This window comes from Flavilitoribacter nigricans DSM 23189 = NBRC 102662 (genome assembly GCF_002646595.1).
GTDB classification, from domain to species: domain Bacteria; phylum Bacteroidota; class Bacteroidia; order Chitinophagales; family Saprospiraceae; genus Flavilitoribacter; species Flavilitoribacter nigricans.
The window spans coordinates 47,998-65,624 of sequence record NZ_PDUD01000003.1 but is presented as its reverse complement, the minus strand read 5'-3'; the positions used below and the strand labels follow the sequence as shown (position 1 = coordinate 65,624).

At 50.7% G+C, this 17,627-nt stretch carries 15 protein-coding genes; 7 read left to right on the top strand and 8 right to left on the bottom strand.

Annotation, left to right across the window (positions count from 1 at the left end; all coding sequences use genetic code 11):
- Positions 1-19: 19 nt before the first annotated feature.
- Positions 20-1,054, bottom strand: a complete 1,035-nt coding sequence (locus CRP01_RS03320) for an alkane 1-monooxygenase (RefSeq protein WP_099148578.1) — start codon at positions 1,052-1,054, stop codon at positions 20-22.
- Between the two features lie 417 nt (positions 1,055-1,471).
- Here CRP01_RS03320 and truA point away from each other — a divergent pair, with 417 nt between their 5' ends.
- From truA to CRP01_RS03300, 4 genes are all read left to right on the top strand, one after another.
- Complete coding sequence (gene truA / locus CRP01_RS03315; RefSeq protein WP_099148577.1) at positions 1,472-2,221, top strand: tRNA pseudouridine(38-40) synthase TruA; 750 nt, start codon at positions 1,472-1,474, stop codon at positions 2,219-2,221.
- A 258-nt stretch (positions 2,222-2,479) separates the two neighbouring features.
- Positions 2,480-2,899, top strand: a complete 420-nt coding sequence (locus CRP01_RS03310; protein ID WP_099148576.1) for a hypothetical protein — start codon at positions 2,480-2,482, stop codon at positions 2,897-2,899.
- Positions 2,900-3,007: 108 nt separating this feature from the next.
- Positions 3,008-3,244 carry a hypothetical protein gene (locus CRP01_RS03305; RefSeq protein ID WP_143473246.1) on the top strand — a complete coding sequence of 79 codons (237 nt, stop codon included), beginning with the start codon at positions 3,008-3,010 and terminating at the stop codon, positions 3,242-3,244.
- Positions 3,241-3,660: a putative toxin-antitoxin system toxin component, PIN family gene (locus CRP01_RS03300; RefSeq protein ID WP_099148574.1), complete on the top strand. Its 420-nt coding sequence runs from the start codon at positions 3,241-3,243 to the stop codon at positions 3,658-3,660. The genes CRP01_RS03305 and CRP01_RS03300 overlap by 4 nt, the downstream gene beginning before the upstream one ends.
- A 19-nt stretch (positions 3,661-3,679) precedes the next feature.
- On the opposite strand, the gene CRP01_RS03295 is transcribed toward CRP01_RS03300, so the two are convergent.
- From CRP01_RS03295 to CRP01_RS03275, 5 genes are all read right to left on the bottom strand, one after another.
- The gene (locus CRP01_RS03295; protein ID WP_099148573.1) at positions 3,680-5,728 is read right to left on the bottom strand and encodes a S8 family serine peptidase; all 2,049 of its coding nucleotides are present in this window, start codon (positions 5,726-5,728) and stop codon (positions 3,680-3,682) included.
- Positions 5,729-5,909: 181 nt separating this feature from the next.
- Positions 5,910-6,491: an adenylate kinase gene (locus CRP01_RS03290; protein WP_099148572.1), complete on the bottom strand. Its 582-nt coding sequence runs from the start codon at positions 6,489-6,491 to the stop codon at positions 5,910-5,912.
- Positions 6,492-6,634: 143 nt separating this feature from the next.
- On the bottom strand, positions 6,635-7,459 hold the full coding sequence (locus tag CRP01_RS03285; RefSeq protein WP_099148571.1) for a M15 family metallopeptidase: 825 nt from the start codon (positions 7,457-7,459) through the stop codon (positions 6,635-6,637).
- A gap of 151 nt (positions 7,460-7,610) precedes the next feature.
- Positions 7,611-9,812 (bottom strand): sodium-translocating pyrophosphatase, encoded by a 2,202-nt coding sequence (locus CRP01_RS03280; RefSeq protein ID WP_099148570.1) that lies wholly within the window; start codon positions 9,810-9,812, stop codon positions 7,611-7,613.
- Between the two features lie 424 nt (positions 9,813-10,236).
- Positions 10,237-10,479: a MoaD/ThiS family protein gene (locus tag CRP01_RS03275; protein WP_099148569.1), complete on the bottom strand. Its 243-nt coding sequence runs from the start codon at positions 10,477-10,479 to the stop codon at positions 10,237-10,239.
- A gap of 716 nt (positions 10,480-11,195) precedes the next feature.
- Between CRP01_RS03275 and CRP01_RS03270 the strand changes: the two genes are divergently transcribed.
- On the top strand, positions 11,196-12,212 hold the full coding sequence (locus CRP01_RS03270; RefSeq protein WP_170110198.1) for a lytic transglycosylase domain-containing protein: 1,017 nt from the start codon (positions 11,196-11,198) through the stop codon (positions 12,210-12,212).
- Positions 12,213-12,375: 163 nt separating this feature from the next.
- Here CRP01_RS03270 and CRP01_RS03265 read toward each other — a convergent pair whose 3' ends face one another.
- The gene (locus tag CRP01_RS03265) at positions 12,376-14,907 is read right to left on the bottom strand and encodes a M14 family zinc carboxypeptidase (protein WP_099148567.1); all 2,532 of its coding nucleotides are present in this window, start codon (positions 14,905-14,907) and stop codon (positions 12,376-12,378) included.
- A 237-nt stretch (positions 14,908-15,144) separates the two neighbouring features.
- Here CRP01_RS03265 and CRP01_RS03260 point away from each other — a divergent pair, with 237 nt between their 5' ends.
- Entirely contained in the window at positions 15,145-15,981 is an 837-nt protein-coding gene (locus CRP01_RS03260; RefSeq protein WP_099148566.1) for a sulfurtransferase, read from the top strand.
- Positions 15,982-15,993: 12 nt separating this feature from the next.
- Here the strand turns inward: CRP01_RS03260 and CRP01_RS03255 are convergent, their stop codons facing one another.
- A complete protein-coding gene (locus tag CRP01_RS03255; protein WP_143473245.1) occupies positions 15,994-16,245 on the bottom strand; it encodes a hypothetical protein in 252 nt (83 codons plus the stop codon).
- Between the two features lie 283 nt (positions 16,246-16,528).
- Between CRP01_RS03255 and CRP01_RS42960 the strand changes: the two genes are divergently transcribed.
- Positions 16,529-17,626 carry a ferredoxin--NADP reductase gene (locus tag CRP01_RS42960; protein WP_099148564.1) on the top strand — a complete coding sequence of 366 codons (1,098 nt, stop codon included), beginning with the start codon at positions 16,529-16,531 and terminating at the stop codon, positions 17,624-17,626.
- The last annotated feature ends 1 nt before the right edge of the window (position 17,627 follow it).

Sequence of the window (17,627 nt, the reverse complement as noted above, 5' to 3'; positions counted from 1 at the left end):
CGGGCGGCCTTCGTTCAGCTTAGTACCGCTGAATGTACGGACGCATCATCCGGAACCATAGCGGCGGTACCAAGGCCGTCAGAATGGAGCCCGGATACCCCGTCGGCAATTGCGGACTTTCGGCAAAGTACCGCAGGGTCTGGTATTTGCGGGTCGCTTTATAATGATGGTCGCTGTGCCGGGTGAGTTCGTAGAGGAAAATGCGACCCAGCTCGTGATTAGAGTTCCAGGAATGCCGTGGTTCCACCGGCTCGTACCGCCCACTGGGCAGCATTTGGCGACGCAGACCGTAGTGTTCGATATAATTGACGCTTTCCAGCAATAGAAAACCCACTACCGCGATAGCGACGGCAAATCCGACCATTGCTAAGGAATGGAGCCACCAAACGGACAGCAGATAGCCCAGCTGCAGGATCTGAAAGCGCAGCATCTGATTGCTCCAGCTCCAGACCGCGTGTCCATCGCGTTCCAGTCTTTCGCGCTCTAGTTTCCACGCATTGCGGTAGCTACCTGTCGCCGAACGCCACCAAAAAGCATAAATGGATTCTCCGGCCCGGGCAGAAGCCGGATCGAGATCAGTACCCACATTTTTGTGGTGGCCGCGATTGTGTTCAATAAAAAAGTGCATGTACAGTGCCGAAAGTAGGAGGGATTGCGCCATCCATTGTTCAATTTTGCTGACGCGATGGCCAAGCTCGTGCGCCACATTAATCCCGATGGTGCCGACCACCAGACCTACATTGAACGTCATGCCGACGATCTCGCCGGTACTAAGCACCCGGTGTTCCAACGTGTAGAAATAGTAAGCGATCAGGCCCCACAGAATAGGAATATTGAGATAGAGGAGGTAATCAAAAAAGCGTTTGTTCAGCTGTTGGGCCTCCTCCGGTTCGGATAAATTTTGGGTGGTGCCGGGAAGCAGCAATTCCAGCAAGGGGATCAGTAGAAATCCTACATAAATGCTACCCAGCGACCAGTAGTCGCCGAAATAAATGCCCAGATATCCGGCCAGGGGGGCAATATAGGCAAGGAGGTATTTGGTATCTTTCCACATGGCGAATGATGGTTGGTTATGGACTGGCCCGCTTATCCGATATACAGGGGATCCAAACTGATTGAAGCACTCATCCCTTACTGACGGACCCTTTGAGCCTAATTGTAACTTGCAATAAATAAAAATACGGAATCTGTTTAAAACGGGAGGTCTCCCGTTCGGAATATAGCTTTTATCTTTGGGCGAAATGTTTTGATGTGCTAAAGTTTGAAGGTGTGAATGTATGAATGTTTAAATGTGTAAATGTCCTGATGTGTGAATGTTGGGAGTCGGACAAACGAAATTATCGATCGATCAGCATCATAGAGGACGTCCCTGCAATCGTTTCCCCCGGCGTAGCCGATCACCAACATTAACACGTTTCAACATTAACACATTAAAACCTCAATGCATTTTGACACAAACTAACTAATACGCATGCGCTACTTCGCAGAACTGGCATATAAAGGAACCGACTTCTTCGGCTGGCAGATCCAACCGGAGCAGATCAGTGTGCAGGAAACGATACAAAGTACTTTTTCGACTATTCTGCGAACGCCGATCGAAGTGGTGGGATGTGGCCGTACGGATACGGGGGTGCACGCCAGTCAGTACTATCTGCATTTTGATTTTGACGGGGAGTTCCCGCAACATTTTTTGAGTCGGGTCAACAAATTTCTGCCGCCTTCGATCGCGATTTTCCGGATCTTTCCGGTAGCGGAGGAGGCCCACGCCCGTTTTGATGCTTTCCACCGGGCTTACGAATACCGGATGCATTTCCAGAAAGATCCCTTCAAAAAGGAGATCAGCTACTTTTATCCGTTTCCCAAACGACCGGATATCGATAAGATGCAGGCGGCGGCTAAGTTACTGCTGGATTACGAAGACTTTTTCCCTTTTTGCAAAACCCACCACGACGCGCAGACGTACAAATGCGATCTCAATCGCTCCGAATGGGTCGCCGATGCGGATGGGCTGAGTCTGAGCTATCATATCGCCGCCAATCGCTTTCTGCGCGGCATGGTCCGCCTGATCGTAGGCATGTGCATTAACGTGGGCACAGGAAAACTGGAGCTGGATACCGTGCGCCGGGCAATGGACGAGCAGTCCCGCCTGGAGCGCAGCACCAGCGCACCGCCGGAAGGATTGTATTTGCGGGATATTCGGTATCCATTCCTGAATGGATAAACCATTTAGGGGCACTTTGGGCACTATTCACCTAAAGGTGTTAAAAACACTTTTCCGGATAAACCAGGAATATTTTTTGCCATTATTACTAAGGTATTTTACTACAGAAAAAATAAGCGCGCAAACTGTTCTACTGCTCTCTAATTATATCTCTGATGAAATCAAAACAAATTCCTTTCCCGAATCTTACCGGTTGTCGATACGTTGCTATGCAGACTTTCCCAATCAGACGTTTTTTGATCAATAAATGCTAATGCTATGAAATATGGAATTTTCTGTGTATTGCTGTTGATTGTCGGAGCTTGCAAAAAAGAAGAGACGGAAGAACCTAAGCTCGAGATCACGGTTGAAAATTTACTGGGTACCTGGGAAATTTACGAGGCAACTATAAATGGGGATGTATCTCAGGGCAGTTGTGCCTGCTATCCATTTGTCGGTGGCTACGTTTCGGGAATTGAATTCCTGGATGGTTCGCAATCCAGGCTCCTGCCGAAAGACTATCCATCCTACCAAATTGTACATACCTGGGAACTTTCAATTGAAGATAGTCAATTGCAGTTTCAATCAGATGATTACGATCTTACCTACAAGATCAGTAAGCTTAGCCAGCAGGAGTTATGGCTCGTTGATGATCGGAACGGGATGGAGGATAGCTATAAATTTAAAAAGAAGCAGTAATCTAGCCATCAAGGGATTCTTATAAAGGGGCATAAAACCTCCAGACGAAACTATTGCTCCTTACAATTGGTTATTTTTGTAGCTTTGTTAAATACATATTTCACGACGATGACCGGACAAGAAACCATATCCCAACCGTTGAACAATGCTCAACTGGAGCTTTTGAAATTGTTTGCTGACGATGTCTCGGAGGAAGATCTGGTGGCAATTAAAGCGTTGATATCCAAGTATTTCCTGGATAAGGCAAAAGATGAGGCCGATAGGATCTGGGATGAAAAAAATATGGATTCTGATGAGTTGCTAAAAGAACACCGCCGAACGCCTTATCGTAAAAACCAATCATGAAGATTGTACTCGATACTAACATTCTGTTAGTTTCTATTTCCCGTCGATCCCGGCATCATCCTATATTTCAAGCCTTCGAAGAAAAAAGATACAATCTGCTGGTTACAACGGATATCCTCCTGGAATACGAAGAGATTATTGGAAAAGAGATGAGCACGACCATCGCCCATAATGTAGTTATGGGTATTCGGGAAGCCGAAAATGTCGAGACCATTCATAAATACTTTTTCTGGAATCTAATCACTAAAGATCCGGACGATAATAAGTTTGTTGATTGTGCCATTGCCGGTAGTGCCGATTTTATCGTTACCAATGACCGTCATTTCAAGCAATTGAAAAAGATTGACTTTCCGCAAGTGAAAACCATATCGGCCGACGAGCTTCTGGATTTGCTTGCTAAAATTGACTTGCCTTAATATTTTTTGGTTTTCAAAGCTACACCTTCATCACCCACCAGCCTTCCTCGCTCGCTTCTTCGCCCGTATAGCTCCATTCCTGCAATAGATTATCCTGAGCATTCCGCAGGCTGACGGTACTGCCGGTATTGATCAGCCGCGCATTGCGTAGGGTGAGGATGATGCCCGATCCACTGGCCAGCGTCAGTCCGTCCAGGGATTCCGTTCGATTGCGATCGTCGGTAGCTGTCCAGCCGTTCAGGCTGATCTCGGTGTCCGATCTATTGAAGAGAACGATCTTCTCGTTTCCTGCTTCGGGTCCGGCCGGATTAACCAGGCCGGCGATGATCAGTACGGGACTATTACCCGTGATGCCCGGTTCTGCCGGTGGTTCCGGCTCGACGGGTTCTTCGGGCTCTTCCGGTTCTTCGGGAGGTGCAGGGGGCTGTTGGGGGCTGGCCATAGCCAGCGCTTTGGCCGCATTGACCTTACCGAAACCAAACCATTCCGAATGCCCGCCGGAGTCATAACTCCCCTTTTGGGTACCGAGGATCGGATCGGATTCATTGTCGACGATCTTATCGGTCGTTTTTTCCAGGATCTCTTTTACTTCCAGTGCGGTGAGTTCGGGATTGACCGAACGGATCAGGGCAGCTACGCCGGCCGCCAGGGGAGTAGCGGAAGAAGTACCGCCAAAATCACCCGTGTAGCGACTACCACGGGCAAAATCATAACCGTAGTCTTCGTTATCCGTCGTCCAGATGCCCCGGCCGGGGGCCTTGGTGAGCGGATCTATGGGGTGAAAATTATTACTCGGCGTACAGATGCTGATCTCTTTCCCCCAGTTGCTGTACCACGCTTTTTTATTGAGACTGGTCGAGGCCGCTACCGTAATGATATCCGGATGGGCGGCATGACCGTTCAAAATGGCTCCCCGCTGGATCACGATGCCGCGACTGGGGTCCCGCCAGCGGAAAAAGGTATTATCGAGGTCTTTGATGGGGGCATTGTAGTTACCCGCCGCAAAGAGGATCACACAGCCTTTTCCGGTCGGACTTCCGCTACGGGTAAGTTTGGTAAACTGATCGTAGTTGAATTGGTTGAGCGGAGCGTATACCGGCACCGGTCCCCAGCTACAGGAAAGTACGTCGGCCCGCTGACCGGCGTATTCAAATATTTCCCAGAGCAAATTATCATCCGCTGCCAGCGGAAAACGAACCGGCAAAAAACTACAGCCCGGCGCAACGCCCACGATCCCCTGTCCGTTCTCCTCGCCGATGGCCACGCCCGCGCAGGGAGTGCCGTGGTAATCTCCGGCCGTCTGGGTGGGCAAAGGATTATTGTCATTATCTACAAAGTCGATCTGGAAGGGGATCTTTCCCGGTCCGTTCAGATCCGGATGGGTGAGTTCGAAACCATCGTCGATGACAGCTACCGTCACCGAGCGGGAGCCCCGGCTGATCTCCCAGGCGCTGGGCGCATCTACGTCCGCGCCGGCAACCACATCCAGTCCGGCCCAGCTTTTGAGGTGCCACTGTCGCTCAAACAAATTGTCCGTAGGCAGATAAGCTTCCTCAAAGCGATTGATCAGGTTGGGTTCTGCAAAGTCGACATTGGGATCCTCCTGCAATTCCAGGGCGCATTTAAGCGGATTTTTTCCGGTGGAATCGGTCACCAGCACCATATAGGTCGGCTTCGCAGCGGAAGGATAGAATTTGAGGATCTCCAGTTTGTGTTTGGCGAACAGCTTCTCCGCGGCTTCCGCTGCGATACCGGATTTAAAACAAACGATGATCCGGTCGGTAATATAGTAGCGGGTGATGGGATCTCCCGTTGGGTTGTAAGCGTGATGAACGACGGCGCCTTTTGGCAGTTGCCGCCGCATTTTGTTCATGAGCTCGTCCCGTTCTCCACTGATGGAGCGTACTTTGTAAACATTATCCAAAACGTGTTTTACCTGTTGCACGTCGGGCATACGCTCAAGGTCGGGTAAAAGCTTCTTGTCCGGAATGATAGTGGTGAAAAAGTCTGGTTCTCGTTCGATGGGGATGGCCTTGCCTCCGCGGAGTAATGGATAGCTGGTTGGCATTTGATTGTTTTTTGGGTAAGTTGGTGTAAGGGTTTAACAGTGGTGTGGGGATAAGGTTGGTTGTACCGCCCGGTTTTTACATTAAATTTAAAATTAAAATGTAGATCGGGGAATTCAGGCCCTGAGCGGAAGCAGGAAAGATATGCCTGAACAGGAATCCGGGCGGTACAAACCGGTATGTTTAGCTGGTGACGAGTACGTCGATCTCTTCACTTAGGCGGGTAAAGATATCATCGATACCGCCTACTCCGTTGATCTTAACGGACTTGTCTTTTTCTGCGTAATAATCGAATACCGGAGTGGTCTCATTCTTATAGACTTCGATCCGGTTGCGAATGATAGCTTCATCCAGATCATCCGGCCGGCCGGAGGTCTCACCACGTTTTTTGATCCGGGTAACGATCTCTTCATCGGGTACATCCAGCATGATGAGTTTGGAAATGGTAGCCCCTTTTTCCAGCAGGAGTTCGTCGAGGGCGTCACACTGCGGAATGGTGCGGGGGAAACCATCAAAAATATACCCTTCTACATCCGGATTCGCTTCCACCTTGTTGCGCAACATGCCTACGGTCACTTCATCCGGTACCAGTTCACCTTTCGCGATGTAGCTTTTCGCTTCGAGACCGAGTGGGGTGTTATTCCCCATTTCGTAGCGAAAAAGATCACCGGTTGAAATGTGAAGCAATTGGTACTTGTCAACCAATTTGGCAGCTTGCGTGCCTTTTCCTGAGCCCGGAGGACCGAAAAGAATTAAATTAATCATACTTAAGGTTTCTGTATCACGGTATACTTGGTTGGGCAGCGTGAAATTACGAAAATAAACGGTTTGAAGATAATACGTTAAAGTGTATTTGGTCTTCGGTATTAGGACCTGATCTTTGCACCGGGGTCACTCCCGGGGACAGATCACTCCGGTAAACATTCCAGGTTGATGCCCAGTACGTATTTTTCTACGATCCCGATCTGCTCGGCAACTTCCGCGCCGGCAAACCCCTGGATCATGTTGTCCTTTAATTGCAAACGGGCGAGGGCCGTCAAGGGTTGAGCCAGCGGCAGAAAAGACCAGTGCCAGCGTTCTTCGTGGTAGCCGTGGGGGCGTCCGGCGGTGTAGGGCTGGCAAAATCCGTAAGTGGCGGCATTCGCCAGGAGCCATTCGTAGGCCTTTTTCCCGTCTCCACTATCGAAATATTCATTATTCAGATTGATCAGATCGATATCCGTACCCCAGTGGTGGCGGGAAGAGCCGGGCATAGAGCTGTATTCCAGGATCTTCAGGGCCCGGGTCTTGGGATCGGGATACGCCTGAGAGGCATCTTTCCCGTTCTCGATCTTCCGACTGCCGTTCCATTTGGCTTCCCAGATGCTTTTTTGTACTTCAAAATTACGGGCGGCGGAAACGATCGTCAGCTTTACCCCTTCCTCCAGAGCGGCGGCATACATTCGTTTGAATGCAGCGTAAGTATCCTGATGCAGATAGCGACCGGCACTGTTGGAATACTGATCTTCCACTACCACAAAATCCTCGTGCTGAGCGGGATCAAACTGGCCCATTACGTACTGCAGGTCATAGCGGAAAGTATCGGCACTAAAAGCCGGTGTTTCTTCCGATAGTGCGTTCATGAGTTTATCCTCACCGGTTTCGGCGGTCCCGTTTTGCGGCTCCGGCGTATTGGAGCAGGCCAGCAGCCCCAGGAGCAACAATCCGGCGAGTAAACTGATCTTCTTGTTCATATCTTTTAGTTTTTTGGTGGGAAGTAAGTTCTGCAAAGATCCCGGGGGCTATGCAGAGCTGGTTGTTTCGGCAAAAGTCCAAAAAAAAAGCCGATCTCCGGTTAGAAGATCGGCATTTTTCCGTTTTGAGCGTACGCTCGTCAGCTATCGTTTAAAGCATCGGTGCGATTACCAGCGCTACTACTGACATCAACTTCAGCAGGATGTTCAGAGAAGGACCGGAAGTATCTTTGAAGGGGTCACCCACGGTATCACCTACCACCGCCGCTTTGTGCGGATCGGAACCTTTCAGATAGGTATTGCCCTGGATATTCACACCTTCTTCAAACATCTTCTTGGCATTATCCCAGGCACCACCGGCGTTAGATTGGAAGATCGCCATCAGGACACCGGCAACGGTTACACCGGCCAGTAGACCACCCAGCATTTCGGCACCCATATCGCTACCGAAAAGACGAGGACCGAAACCGATCACTACGGGCGTCAGTACAGCGATCAGACCGGGGATCACCATTTCGCGAATAGAAGCGGCGGTAGAGATCTCTACACATTTGCTGTATTCGGCTTTACCGTCAGCAGCGTCGAACGTTTTCTGGTCCGCTTCGCTCCACTCACTGTATTCCTTACCGTCGTTTTTACGCATGACGTTCAGGGCAGCCGAAAGTTCCGGGATCGTTTTGAACTGGCGGCGTACTTCCTGGATCATATCCATCGCCGCACGGCCAACTGCACCCATAGAGAGGGCGGAGAACAGGAACGGCAGCATACCACCGATCAGCAGACCCGCCATAACAACCGGGTCGGCAATATTGATACTGTTGATACCGGCAGTGGTCATGAAGGCTGCGAACAGTGCCAGTGCGGTCAGCGCCGCAGAACCGATCGCAAAACCTTTACCGATAGCGGCAGTCGTGTTACCTACAGCGTCCAGTTTATCGGTACGCTGGCGTACTTCTTTCGGCAGATCACCCATTTCGGCGATACCACCGGCGTTATCGGAGATCGGACCGTAAGCATCCACCGCCAGCTGAATACCCGTGTTGGAAAGCATACCAACGGCAGCGATCGCAATACCATACAGACCGGCAAAGTGGTGCGCACCGATAATAGCAACCGCCAGGATCAGAATAGGAATTGCAGTAGACTGCATACCCACTCCCAGACCGGCAATGATGTTGGTGGCAGAACCGGTCAGTGACTGGTCTACGATCCCTTGTACCGGCTTGGTACCGGTACCGGTATAGTATTCGGTGATGTAACCGATACCCAGACCAGCTACCAGACCGAAAAGTACGGCGAAGAATACACCGCTTGCATTATAGGTTACGTCACCATAAGTCCAGGTAGCAGGCATCATCCACACTACGATCAGGTAGGTAGCGATCAACATGATCACCGCGGAGATCAGTTCACCCTGGTTCAGTGCCTTTTGCGGATCACCTCCTTCTTTAACCCGTACGAAGAATGTACCGATCACGGAAGTAATGATACCCACACCGGCCAGCAGGAGCGGAAGCAATACTGCGTTCAGCGCATCGAAACCACCCGTGTGGTTCTGGAAAGCAGGCAGGTTGATGAAGGCAGCACCCAGTACCATCGTACCGATGATGGAACCTACATAAGATTCGAAAAGGTCGGCACCCATACCGGCTACGTCACCTACGTTGTCACCTACGTTATCCGCAATAGTAGCGGGGTTCAGCGGGTGATCTTCGGGGATACCGGCTTCTACTTTACCTACCAGGTCGGCTCCAACGTCAGCAGCTTTGGTGTAGATACCACCGCCAACACGGGCGAAAAGTGCGATAGAAGAAGCACCGAATGAGAAACCCGTTACTACGGTAATTACCCGGTTTACGTTTTGTGCCGAATCCAGGCCAAACATATTGCCGTAAAGCAGGAACAGAATACTCAGTCCTAAAACCCCCAAACCTACAACACCAAGTCCCATTACGGAACCTCCTGCAAATGCTACTTCCAGGGCTTTACCCAGGCTGGTCCGTGCCGCGTTGGTCGTACGCACGTTGGCCTTGGTAGCGATCCGCATACCGATGAAGCCGGCAAGTGCGGAACAAATAGCACCCAATACAAAGGAAAGCGCAACCAGTGCGGAAGAGGCTTCCGAACGGCTACCACTCCAGGCAAGAAGAATGGCCACCACCACTACGAAGATGGCAAGTACCCGGTATTCTGCTTTCAAAAAAGCCATTGCACCGTCCGAAATGTTCTTTGCAATTCTCGCCATACGGTCCGTACCTACCTCCTGCTTGGATACCCAGGCTGAACGCCAGAAGGTATAGGCAAGGGCAATCAAGCCGAAAATGGGAAGCGCAAAAGTAATTGTCTGACCCATAGTTTAATTTTTTACTATATCTGTAATTTGCAATTTATAAAAGGTGCGCAAAACTAAAGCAAATTTGTGTTTTGTCCAATAAAATTGCCTATTGATGAGTGAGTTAGCGGGCAATTGCCGCTATTAGATATTAAAAAAATGAGGAATGGCGGTGGTTTGGAGGCCAAATCTCCGGTAACCGGAGGGCGTAAAAAGATGGCGGTAGTGATATCGGCTTACTTGAAACCGGGCTGCGAAGCCGACCTCCGGCGGGCAGAAGAACGCGTAGGACCCGCTATTAGATGATAAAGCAAAGTAAGTCTTTCGGAGCGACACCTTATAATAAGGTATACCGCTAACGGAGTCTTTTCGGATAACCCGTTTCCGGTCGCGGAAATTCGGGCAGCAGCCCAAACCTGATCCGTTGGAAATGATAGTTGGTAGGTTACCCTCCGCTTACCGGTGGGATCAGCACGACGTCATCCTGCCCCCGCAGCAGGAGTTCATCGCCGGCGTACTCATTGTTGACCGCAATGGCGAGAGATCGCAATTTTTTGAAATCCGGATACTGCTCGAACAGCACGTCTTTCAGTTGGGCGACCGAAGTGGTTTCCGGGAGGTCTATATTTATTGTGTTGCCACCGATGATATCTTTGGCAATTCCGAAGCCGAAGATGGTTAATTGCATGAAACGAACTTTTTTATACCCCAAATTGGGTAGAAAATGAGCGGTTTAGGAGTCAAAATGGGCCAAAAACGCAGTTGCGGGAAAAAATTTAACATATTTTTAACATTTTTCTGGCTTTCAAAGGTATCCAACATTTAATTTGGCCGTATACCCCATTTAGGGTAGAAAAAATTTTTTAAGAGCCTTCCATATTACCATTTATCTTCCGCTTTTACGTGTGGGTAATACCCTATACAAACGCCATTTTACCCCACAGAACATGGATACAACGTTTTAACCCGCAAATTCGTTGACTATATCGACGAAACGCTATAGTTTTGCCCTTCGGTTACATGAAGCTACTCAATTAAGAATCTGATCCTTAACGTATTAGACAACACGAACATATCAAACCAAATTAATTTTAACGAGGGATCAGCTCGTTCTTCCTGTGAAACACTATCACTCCACAGGGCTTTTATTAGGAAAGCCAAGGAGGTGCGAGATTACGTCGACTACAAGCTGAAAAGCTTAATACCAGGTGACCTGGTCACATTAAGCTCGTCAGAAACACATTGAACTAGTAGTTCGGCCATTAAGAACTTAAAAAGATTGAGATGAAATTCCCATGGACAATCAATGTTCTGGCAGGCCTTTGTCTGTTGGCAACAACAACTGCTGCGAGTGCAGCCCCAACAAGTAACGCTACCGACCCCTCCCCGGTGAAGATCACGTCTTTGTCAAATGAGGAAATCCGAGAGCGCCTGGAGCGAATTGACCTACCTTTCAAGGCTCCGATCAACAAATCTGTTCGAGATTACATCAAGCAGTACACGATCAATGGTTACAAAGATTCCGAGTTGATCCTCGGCCGGACCACGATGTACTTCCCGATCTTCGAGCACTACCTGAACGTTTACCAGTTACCGAAATCCCTGAAGTATTTGCCGATCGTAGAATCTGCCCTGAGAGCAGATGTGCGTTCCCACGCCGGCGCTGCCGGACTCTGGCAATTTGTACCGATCTCTGCGCGTCACTTCAAACTGGAAGTGAACAGCGTGGTTGACGAACGACTAGACCCTTACCGTTCTACCGAAGCCGCAGTGAAAATGCTGGACTTCCTGTATAAAGAACTGGGCGACTGGCCCCTCGTACTGGCTGCTTATAACTGTGGCCTCGGACGCGTACAGCAGGCTATCCGCCGCGCACGCTGCAACAACTACTGGGATATCCAGCAATATCTGCCGCAGGATACCCGCCGTTATGTACCCGCTTTTATCGCCGCCGCTTATCTGGGCAACTACTACCAGGACCACGGTTTGACCCCCCGCTATCCGGATATGGATCTGCAGGATACCCGTGTTTTCCGGGTTTATTCCAATTTGTCTTTCTATAAGTTGTCAAAAGCTGTAAATTTGCCACTGGACATTCTGAAGAGCCTGAATCCCGGTTTTGTAGGAAGATATATCCCCTACAACCGCAAAGGACATTTTCTGAGTGTGCCGGCCGTTTACGCAGCGGCAGTGAGAGCCTATCTGGACGAGCTGCAGAACATTGCACTCGATACTCCGGAAGGGTATTTTGAGACTTTTTACACAGTAACTCCGGGGGACCGCATTGAAACGCTGGCTTCCCTGTTTGAAAGTAATACAGAAGAACTACTGGAGTGGAATGGCCTTTTCCATCAGGATATCGTGGCCAATCAACATCTGAGGATTTATCTACCCAAGACGAACCGTATCGTTCGTCCTTAATTTTCCCAAACATTGTAACCGAACTACTACTACGTAATCCTCCCACTCAAAAATCCAGATGAATAGGTGGTCGACAATTGATCGACCACCTATTTCCTTTTTAAGTGCGTTTGGGAATTACTAATCGGAAAGAAAAATCCCAAACACACGCTAAGAACTTATCCTAACGCAGGAACAGCGCATTACTGAAGAGGAACAGTCCATTCTCCCAGAAACCCCGGAACAGCGGATTGTCCACCAGATAGACAATACTGCCGCCGCCGCGCTCCTGCACGCCGTAAACCACCGTATTTTTCATCTGCTCGAGGGCCTGGGCGCCCACAAAGCCCGATACCATCGGGTTTTCACCGATCACACCCACATTCCAGCTGTTTTTCATCGGAGCGTAATGCAGTGTACTGGTCTTCAGCGAAAAGTACTCGTCGGAAAGTCCGAAAGCGAGGGGGTGCGTTTCGTCCATTTTCAATTTGAAGATTGCACCGGGCAGGGAACGGCTGATGCGTCTGCGGGCTGCACCGGCATAATCGTCGTACCGACTGTCCAGTGTCGCTTTTTCGTCAGCCTGGTCGGCGTCTTTTTCGTCCTTATCCGTGGCAAATTCACTGAGATTGAAACCGGATTTTCCGGCCAGTGCGCTATTAGCATAACCTAGTGCGATGAGTCGCCCACCGCCGGATACCCAGTCCTGGATCTCTTTTAAGTTGGATTCACTCAGCCGGTAACGCCCTTCGGGCATCACCAGGGTATTATAATCATTCAGATCGATCCGGCCGATATTGTCGGCATCGTAGATCCCGATCGGGTAACCCAGGCGCTGTTCGAAGTAATACCACACCTGACCGAAGCCGTTTGCGGAAGTACCCTCACCGGAAAGTACGGCGATCTTAGGCGGTTCCACGATCCGCATGGCGTCGGAACCGAGATCCTGTCCCTGATCCGAGAAGCCGGTCTGGATACTCGTTAGCGATATGCCGTGCTCCCCGGCGATCTTCCGAACGATAGCGACAAAATCCTGTTTCTTGCGATTGTCGGAGCGGGTGATGACGAGGGTGCCGGCCGGATAGCTCTCTCCTTCAATGGCGAATGGCGAACTGGCGTAGCGAACGAGTAGGTCCCTACGCAGCAGGTCCGCCAGGAAACTGGCATCTTTCATGGATGCCCAGCTGGCCAGATAAGCGTAGGCACCATCCTCTACGGTAGACCGGGCATTTTCCGTGTCGGGGAAGGTGAAATCGCCGCTGACGGAAAGGCGTTGCGTGGTGGCGTAAGCTTCCAGTCCGTAGGCATAGGGTAAGGACCAGGAGGTAATATCGTAAGTCAGGGAATCTTCCAGCTCCGCAGTCGGGTCCATCAGTACCTGGGTAAGTGTAGATAAAGGCTGGTAGGCACTGATGATCAGATCGCCATCGGCAACAGAAATATTTCCATTGGAGCCATTTTGATAATTGTAGGCCGAAACGCTGGTGCCGCTGGCCCGCCCGTAGCGGATGCCATTCTTATCCAGCAATTCGGTAAAGGCCTTCAGCTTGCCCTGCGGATTATCTCCTTTTATGATGTAGGTCCGGTATTTGCCTTTCGGGTTCCGCTGGCTTTCCTGATAGTAGGAGGTGTAATTATTGAGCAGGCGCTCGGAATTCACCGAAGCCACTTCAACGGTTGAAAGCGCGGTAGTCCGGTGGTGGGTTACCCGGTCCAGCAGAGTAAGCGTATCGCGGTTGGGGGCGATGATGGCCCGGCCTCCGCGGCTGTGCCCTCCCTGTTCGTAGGTCATACCGATCGCTCCGGTAAAGGTGGGATAGGTATCCCCGTAGCTCGGATAGAAGAGGTCAAATACTTCCTTGGTGAAATACAACCAGCCATTCTTATCGAAATATTTTGCGTGGTTCTTTCCGATCTCTACCTGAAAATCCGCCTGCCAGTCGGTAATGTATTTGTGATAAGGGCGGGCTGCCGGTGCGAAGTAATAAGGGCTGTCGTAATACTGCTCGTGCAGGTCCGCATGGATCTGCGGCAGCCACTGCTGGTATACCTTCAGGCGCTGCTGGGATTCTACCTGGGTCTGCCAGGCCCAGTCCCGGTTGAGGTCAAACAGGTAGTGATTTACCCGTCCGCCGGGCCAGGGCTCCAGGTGCTCACGGACACTCGGATTGGGATTGGGGATCAGGTTGGCCACGCCGCGCTGCCAGTGCGTATAACGCGAGTATCCATCCGGATTCAAGGAAGGGTCCAGGATAACTACCGTATTTTCCAGCCAGTTGCCGGTTTCGCTATTGGCGGGATTGGCCAGATCATACACTACGCCCATGGATGCTTCCGAACCGGCCGCTTCGTTACCGTGTACACTGAAGCTCAGCCAGACAATGGCAATATCCAGATCCGGATCGGGAGTACCTTCCAGGACACCCGCCCGGCGCAGGTTGTTTTCCCGAATGGCGTCCAGTCGGGCGAGATTTTCCGGAGTAGATACGAAAGCGTGGAGCAAAGGCCGCTTTTCATTGGTCATACCGTATTGGGTAAGCTGAATACGATCGGAGTTCGCCGCAACGTGTTGGAAATAATCCACCAGCAGATGATGAGGTGTGAAGGTTTCTCCCAAACGGTGCGGTAAAAAGTCGTCCGGTGACTGGAGTTGGGCACTGCCCGCCAGCGGCAACAATAAAGCGAAGAATAAAAGCCCGAGGATATTTTTTTGCATACTAGATTAAATTGGTGCTAGAGAATGTAAAATAGATGATCAGAGGTCTTTCTGACCAAAAGTCGAATCTACAATAATAGGAAAAAGTACCGATGCGCGGGTTGTCTTTCTTTTTTGAGAACTCTCAAACTTGTTTTAACTTACCCGCCTGTACGTAGTGCGAAGTGATTTGATCCGGACTGTGTTTGGCAAATCGCCTGGCGTCAGCAAAATCACGCTTCAAAATATAGCCTTCTTATGTATAAAACTCTGATCTCTCCCGCAGAACTTCAGCAAAACTACCAGGCGGGCAACTGGGTAATTGTCGACTGTCGCTTCGATCTCGCGGATACCCAGGCCGGGCGGCGAGCCTACGAATCCGCCCATATTCCGGGGGCGATCTACGCTCATCTGGATGATGACCTTTCCGGGGAGATCATTCCCGGAACCACCGGTCGGCATCCGCTGCCGACGGTCGAGGAAGCCATTGCGTTGTTTTCGCTGTGGGGAATCGATGATTCGGTGCAGGTCATTGCTTATGATGACAAAGGAGGCGGAGTTGCGTCCCGCCTGTGGTGGATGTTGCGCTGGCTCGGGCACGAAGCCGTGGCGGTGCTGGACGGCGGCTGGCCGGCCTGGCAGGCTGCGGACTTGGCAATCAGCGACAAGCTGGCTACAGTCCGGCCCCGGCAGTTCAAACCCCAATCGACCCTCGCCAGTAGCATCGATGCCGCCGGGGTAGATGAAGTGCGTGAGCGTGCAGATTACGTAGTAGTGGATTCCCGTACCCCCGAACGCTACCGGGGTGAGGTGGAGCCCATCGATCCCGTTGCCGGTCATATTCCCGGGGCGATCAACTTACCTTTTCCGGCCAATCTTGCGGATGGAAAATTCCTGTCTCCGGAGGAACTGAAGGCGAGATTTGCAGCTGCTTTGGGAAATACAAAAGGGGAGCAGGTGGTATTCTATTGCGGCTCGGGCGTAACGGCCTGCCACAATATTCTGGCTTATGCCCACGCCGGACTGGGAGATGCGGTGCTGTATCCCGGTTCGTGGAGCGACTGGATCACGGATACCAGCAGACCGGTAGGTTAATAGGACCGATCGTCAGGTCGACTGGCCGGCTCCCGGAGGCGGCGTTTCATCCGATTGGTGCTCCTCTACGGGCGTTTCGGATACGGCTTCCGGCATACGGTGCCAGAAACGCAGCTTCAGCATGGTGAAGATCCCTACCGCCGCAACGATACCCGCTTCGGGATCAGCGCTGAGTTCTTCGAGGCCGTCGCCTAGTTCCGGATATTCCGAGATCATCTCCCACCACTGGAATTCGTCCGGGTCATTTTGATGTGGAAATGGCATATTATCTTTCTTATTCGGAAGCTATGAGATCCTGTCGATACACGATACGAAAGGCCCCTGCTTCCGGGCTCTGTCTGCAAGCTTAAGCATAATTATTGGATTTTTAGACCTTCTCTCCCGAATTCCGCGCGCAGGTTTTTACTTTCTCATGGCGGAAACTAGGATAGGCTTCTCTATATTTGCCGACTTTAAGTGCAGGCAGAGAAAACCCACAGATATTTTCTTTGTTGTTGACACAGTATCACTTATTCATCCAACAAGCTTTTTAAATCATCAATAATAAATGGACCACTCTTTTTACGAATTGAAAGTAAAGGCGATCCGGCCCGAAACGGAAGATGCGGTAACCGTAGTACTGGAAGTACCCGAGAGCTTATCCGATACGTTCCAATATACTCAGGGACAATATCTGACCCTTCGCTTCCAATTCAACGGAAAAGAAGAGCGGCGGGCCTATTCGATGTGCAGCAGCCCGCTGGACGATGATCTGGCCGTAACGGTGAAACGTCTGAAAGGCGGCTTGGTATCCAACTACATCCACGATAAGCTCAAAGCCGGTGATACCGTAGAAGTTATGCCTCCCGAAGGTCGCTTCTTCACGCCGCTCAAGGAAGAGAATAAAAAGACCTACTATATATTTGGCGCAGGAAGTGGCATTACTCCACTGATGTCGATCCTGAAGACCATCCTGGAAAAAGAACCGCTGAGCAAGGTTTGCCTGCTGTACGGTAATCGCAATGAAGAGTCCATCATCTTTCAGGATAGTCTGGAAGCGCTGGAAAAGCGCTACCGGGATCAACTGGTAGTTGAACACATCCTGAGCCAGCCGAAGCGGGAGAAATCGGGCGGATTACTGAGTTTCCTGTCGAAAGGTACCGTACTGTGGCAGGGCAAAGTAGGACGGATCAACTCCGGGATCGTGAAAGAGTTTTTAGACCAGCATCCGGCCCGTACGGAACAGGTGGAATATTTCATCTGCGGCCCCGGGAGTATGATCGAAGCCGTGGAGAAAGCATTGAAAGACCTGTCCGTCAATAAAGACCGCATCCATACGGAGCGTTTTACGACCGATATCGATGAAAAAGACCGCGCCAAAGGCACCGCCGGAGCCAAGATCATTGTGCACCTGAACGGCGATAAGATCGAAACGGAAGTGCCGGAAGGGAAAACCATCCTGGATGTGCTCCTGGACCTGCGCTACGATCCACCCTATTCCTGCCATTCCGGAGCCTGTTCTACCTGTATGGCCAAGATCATCAGCGGTAGTGTGAAAATGGATGCCTGCTACGCCCTGGATGACGATGAGATCGCAGAAGGTTATATCCTGACCTGCCAGTCGCATCCGACTTCCGATACCGTAGAGCTGACTTACGAGATCTAGA

Coding starts and splice junctions, on each gene's coding strand:
- CRP01_RS03320 (WP_099148578.1), bottom strand. CDS start 1,054: ATGTGGAAAGATACCAAATACCTCCTTGCCTATATTGCCCCCCTGGCC.
- truA (WP_099148577.1), top strand. CDS start 1,472: ATGCGCTACTTCGCAGAACTGGCATATAAAGGAACCGACTTCTTCGGC.
- CRP01_RS03310 (WP_099148576.1), top strand. CDS start 2,480: ATGAAATATGGAATTTTCTGTGTATTGCTGTTGATTGTCGGAGCTTGC.
- CRP01_RS03305 (WP_143473246.1), top strand. CDS start 3,008: ATGACCGGACAAGAAACCATATCCCAACCGTTGAACAATGCTCAACTG.
- CRP01_RS03300 (WP_099148574.1), top strand. CDS start 3,241: ATGAAGATTGTACTCGATACTAACATTCTGTTAGTTTCTATTTCCCGT.
- CRP01_RS03295 (WP_099148573.1), bottom strand. CDS start 5,728: ATGCCAACCAGCTATCCATTACTCCGCGGAGGCAAGGCCATCCCCATC.
- CRP01_RS03290 (WP_099148572.1), bottom strand. CDS start 6,491: ATGATTAATTTAATTCTTTTCGGTCCTCCGGGCTCAGGAAAAGGCACG.
- CRP01_RS03285 (WP_099148571.1), bottom strand. CDS start 7,459: ATGAACAAGAAGATCAGTTTACTCGCCGGATTGTTGCTCCTGGGGCTG.
- CRP01_RS03280 (WP_099148570.1), bottom strand. CDS start 9,812: ATGGGTCAGACAATTACTTTTGCGCTTCCCATTTTCGGCTTGATTGCC.
- CRP01_RS03275 (WP_099148569.1), bottom strand. CDS start 10,479: ATGCAATTAACCATCTTCGGCTTCGGAATTGCCAAAGATATCATCGGT.
- CRP01_RS03265 (WP_099148567.1), bottom strand. CDS start 14,907: ATGCAAAAAAATATCCTCGGGCTTTTATTCTTCGCTTTATTGTTGCCG.
- CRP01_RS03260 (WP_099148566.1), top strand. CDS start 15,145: ATGTATAAAACTCTGATCTCTCCCGCAGAACTTCAGCAAAACTACCAG.
- CRP01_RS03255 (WP_143473245.1), bottom strand. CDS start 16,245: ATGCCATTTCCACATCAAAATGACCCGGACGAATTCCAGTGGTGGGAG.
- CRP01_RS42960 (WP_099148564.1), top strand. CDS start 16,529: ATGGACCACTCTTTTTACGAATTGAAAGTAAAGGCGATCCGGCCCGAA.